A 3,292-nucleotide genomic window follows, 5' to 3' on the forward strand; every position below is an offset into this window, starting at 1 on the left:
GCTGGCGTCAGAGATGGTTGTGAATGGTGTGAAGCCCGAGATCGAAGCTTTTGATTTGAGCCACATTCTGACGGCCGCCGAGATGCACGCGAAGGGCCAGATCACAGACACGCCCTATGTGCAGTTCGTGATGGGGGTGAAGAATGCGATGCCGGCGGACCGCGAGGTTTTTGACTTTTATATCAAGACCGTGAAGCGGCTGTTTGGCGAAGACGCGGCCTGGTGTGCGGCGGGGATCGGGCCCAATCAGGTGGTCCTGAACGAATGGGCTATTTCAAGTGGTGGGCATGCGCGCACAGGGCTTGAGGACAATGTCCGGCTGACCAAAGAGCGGCTGGCGGCCTCGAACGCCGAACTGGTTGCGCGCGCGGTTGGGATTGCTGAGAAGTATGAACGCCCCGTGGCGACATGGCAGCAGGCGCGGGAAATTCTGGGGCTGCGGTTGGGAGGGTGATGGCGCGCACAGTCGGGGTCGAGAAAGCCATGCGATTTGCGATTGCTGCACACGACCGCGCCGAATTGGAGGGCGACTTTATTTTCCTTCATCCTGCCCAGAATCCCGCCGCAAACGGCGGTTTTGCAGGAGCGCTTTGACCCGAGAAACACAGGATGCCTCATGACCACTAAAGCGATCAACAAGTTGACCTAATTGGCTGACCGCAAGCCGGAATATGCGCCTCGTCTGTGAGGTGGATTTGGTGGTGTTGCGGTTTGACGAGGAGGTCTCAGTTTTTTTACCGGTGCTGCTTGCACCGGAGCGTGTTGATATCGGATGGGCATGTGCGTGGCAATGATTTGAACGGCTTCCAAGCCCGCATGGGCTGGTCTTTGCACAAGTGATAGACGATGAAGCCTGCGCTGCCAGTGACCAAAACACGTCGCGCTTTTAGGCTCCTTTCGGTTATCTTTCTTGGTGGTGCCGCCCGCATTGATGAGACGTCACTTGGCAGATTTGGGTATTCGAAACGGTAGTGAAACAGGATGCTCACGGGTGCGTAAAAAAAGTTGCTGAAAGGCACACGAATCGCAAAAATGGCCACCCCGTCCGGGATGGCCAATTTGTCTTTCGCGGAAAGCCAAAAGGAGTAGGGCGCCTTAGCCGATGATCGCGTTCAGCGTTGGCGATGGCTGCATTATTGCGCCGGTTTTTGCTGGATCAGTGTGGAAATATCCGCCCAAATCAGCCGGTCTACCTTGCACTTGTGCCAGTTCCGCGACGATCTTATCGGCGCTTTCGGCCAGGGCGGCGGCGATTGGTTTGAAGTGCTCGGCCAAATCGGCATCTTCGGTCTGTGCGGCCAAAGCTTCCGCCCAATACAGCGCAAAATAGAAGTGGCTGTCGCGGTTGTCGGGCTGGCCAACTTTACGCCCCGGTGATTTGTTATGATCGAGAATGCCTTGGGTCGCTGCATCCACGGCCACGCCTATGATCCGCGCGCGGTCGTTGCCTTTGGTTTCGCCCAGAAATTTCAGGCTTTCGCCAAGGGCGCAGAATTCTCCAAGCGAATCCCACCGGAGGTGGTTTTCTTCAACCAATTGCTGCACATGCTTGGGAGCCGACCCGCCAGCACCCGTTTCAAACAGACCGCCGCCATTCATCAGCTTCACTATCGAAAGCATCTTGGCCGATGTTCCAAGTTCAAGAATGGGGAACAAATCTGTCAGATAATCGCGCAACACATTGCCGGTGATCGCAATCGAGGTCTCGCCTTTGCGGATCGTTTCCAGCGTTAGACGCGTGGCTTCACGTGGGGCAAGGATTTGGAAGTTTTCAGTTACACCGGCTTCGGCCAGCATCGGCGCGACATAGGCGATCAGTTCTGCATCATGCGCGCGGCTGGCATCAAGCCAGAACACCGCTTGGCAGCCTTCAGCCTTTTGGCGCGAGATCGCCAGCTTCACCCAGTCGCGGATCGGCGCTTCTTTGGTGGACGCGGCGCGCCATATGTCGCCTGCCTCGACGGCATGGCTGTGAATCACATCGCCATTGGCCGCCGTCAGCGTAACGGTGCCGGCCGCAGGCACTTCAAACGTCGTCGGGTGTGAGCCGTATTCTTCGGCTTTTTGCGCCATCAGGCCTATGTTTTGCACGGTTCCGGACGTCGACGGGTCGAGTGCGCCGGTTTCTTTGAAGTAGTTGATCGTCTCTTCGTAGACCGAGGCGTAAGAATTGTCTGGGATAACGCAGTTTGTATCGCTTTCTTCGCCGTCCGGGCCCCAGCCCTTGCCGCCGGCGCGGATCAAAGCCGGCAAAGATGCGTCGATAATCACGTCCGACGGTACATGCAAGTTGGTGATGCCCTTGTCGGAATTCACCATATACATCGGAGGGCGGGTCTCCATGACGGCGGCGATGTCAGCTTCGATCTCGGTGCTGTTTGCCATCTCGGCGATGCGCTCCAAAACCGCGCCAAGGCCTGAATTTGGGTTCACGCCGGCATCGGCCAAAGCCGCGCTGTGTTTGTCAAAGACGGGGGCGAGAAACGCACGTACTGCGTGCCCAAAGATGATCGGGTCCGAGACCTTCATCATTGTGGCCTTCAGGTGCAGCGAGAATAATGTGCCCTCGGCTTTCGTGGCTTCGATCTGTTCGGCAAGGAATGTGCCAAGCGCTTTGACGGACATAAAAGTTGTGTCCACGACCGTGCCCTTGGGCAGTTGGAATCCATCCTTCAAAAGCGTCGTGGCACCATTTGCGTCGGTAAATTCGATTTTGGAAGCACCGGATTGAGCTTCGGTGATCGTTGAAGATTTTTCGTTGGAAAAGAAGTCGTTGGCGGACATCGAAGACACTTTCGTCTTGCTGTCCGCGGCCCAGACGCCCATCCGATGCGGGTTCGCCATGGCATAGTTCTTGACCGCAACAGCGGCGCGGCGATCTGAATTGCCTTCGCGCAGCACCGGGTTCACAGCCGAGCCCTTGATAGCGTCAAACCGGGAGCGGATGGCTGTTTCGGCCTCGCTTGATGGGTCTTCGGGATAGTCTGGCAAGTCGTAGCCTTGGGACTGAAGCTCTTTCAGGGCTGCCACAAGTTGCGGCACCGAGGCCGAAATGTTTGGCAGTTTGATCACGTTGGCATCGGGTGATTTCACCAACTGCCCAAGCTCTGCAAGATCATCGGGTTGGCGCTGTGCATCGCTCAAACCTTCTGGGAAGGCGGCAATGATGCGCCCGGCGAGCGAGATGTCTTTCGTCCCGAATGTTACGTCGGCAGCACCTGCAAAGGCGCGAATAATCGGCAAAAGCGACGCCGAGGCCAGCTGGGGCGCCTCGTCGACTGGGGCCTCGCCG

At 57.2% G+C, this 3,292-nt stretch carries 3 protein-coding genes; 2 read left to right on the top strand and 1 reads right to left on the bottom strand.

The window, feature by feature from the left end; all coding sequences use genetic code 11:
* Window positions 1-454: 3-keto-5-aminohexanoate cleavage protein (locus Q1B15_RS09075; protein WP_299753196.1), on the top strand; the 454-nt coding region annotated here is incomplete at its 5' end.
* Window positions 454-594 (top strand): hypothetical protein, encoded by a 141-nt coding sequence (locus Q1B15_RS09080; protein ID WP_299753198.1) that lies wholly within the window; start codon window positions 454-456, stop codon window positions 592-594. The genes Q1B15_RS09075 and Q1B15_RS09080, both read left to right, overlap by 1 nt.
* A gap of 501 nt (window positions 595-1,095) precedes the next feature.
* On the opposite strand, the gene Q1B15_RS09085 is transcribed toward Q1B15_RS09080, so the two are convergent.
* Window positions 1,096-3,292 (bottom strand): NADP-dependent isocitrate dehydrogenase (locus Q1B15_RS09085; protein ID WP_299753200.1); only part of this gene is annotated, 2,197 nt, incomplete at its 5' end.

It is taken from the genome of uncultured Boseongicola sp., from assembly GCF_937988555.1.
Classification (GTDB): Bacteria; Pseudomonadota; Alphaproteobacteria; order Rhodobacterales; family Rhodobacteraceae; genus Boseongicola.

Coding starts and splice junctions, on each gene's coding strand:
- Q1B15_RS09080 (WP_299753198.1), top strand. CDS start 454: ATGGCGCGCACAGTCGGGGTCGAGAAAGCCATGCGATTTGCGATTGCT.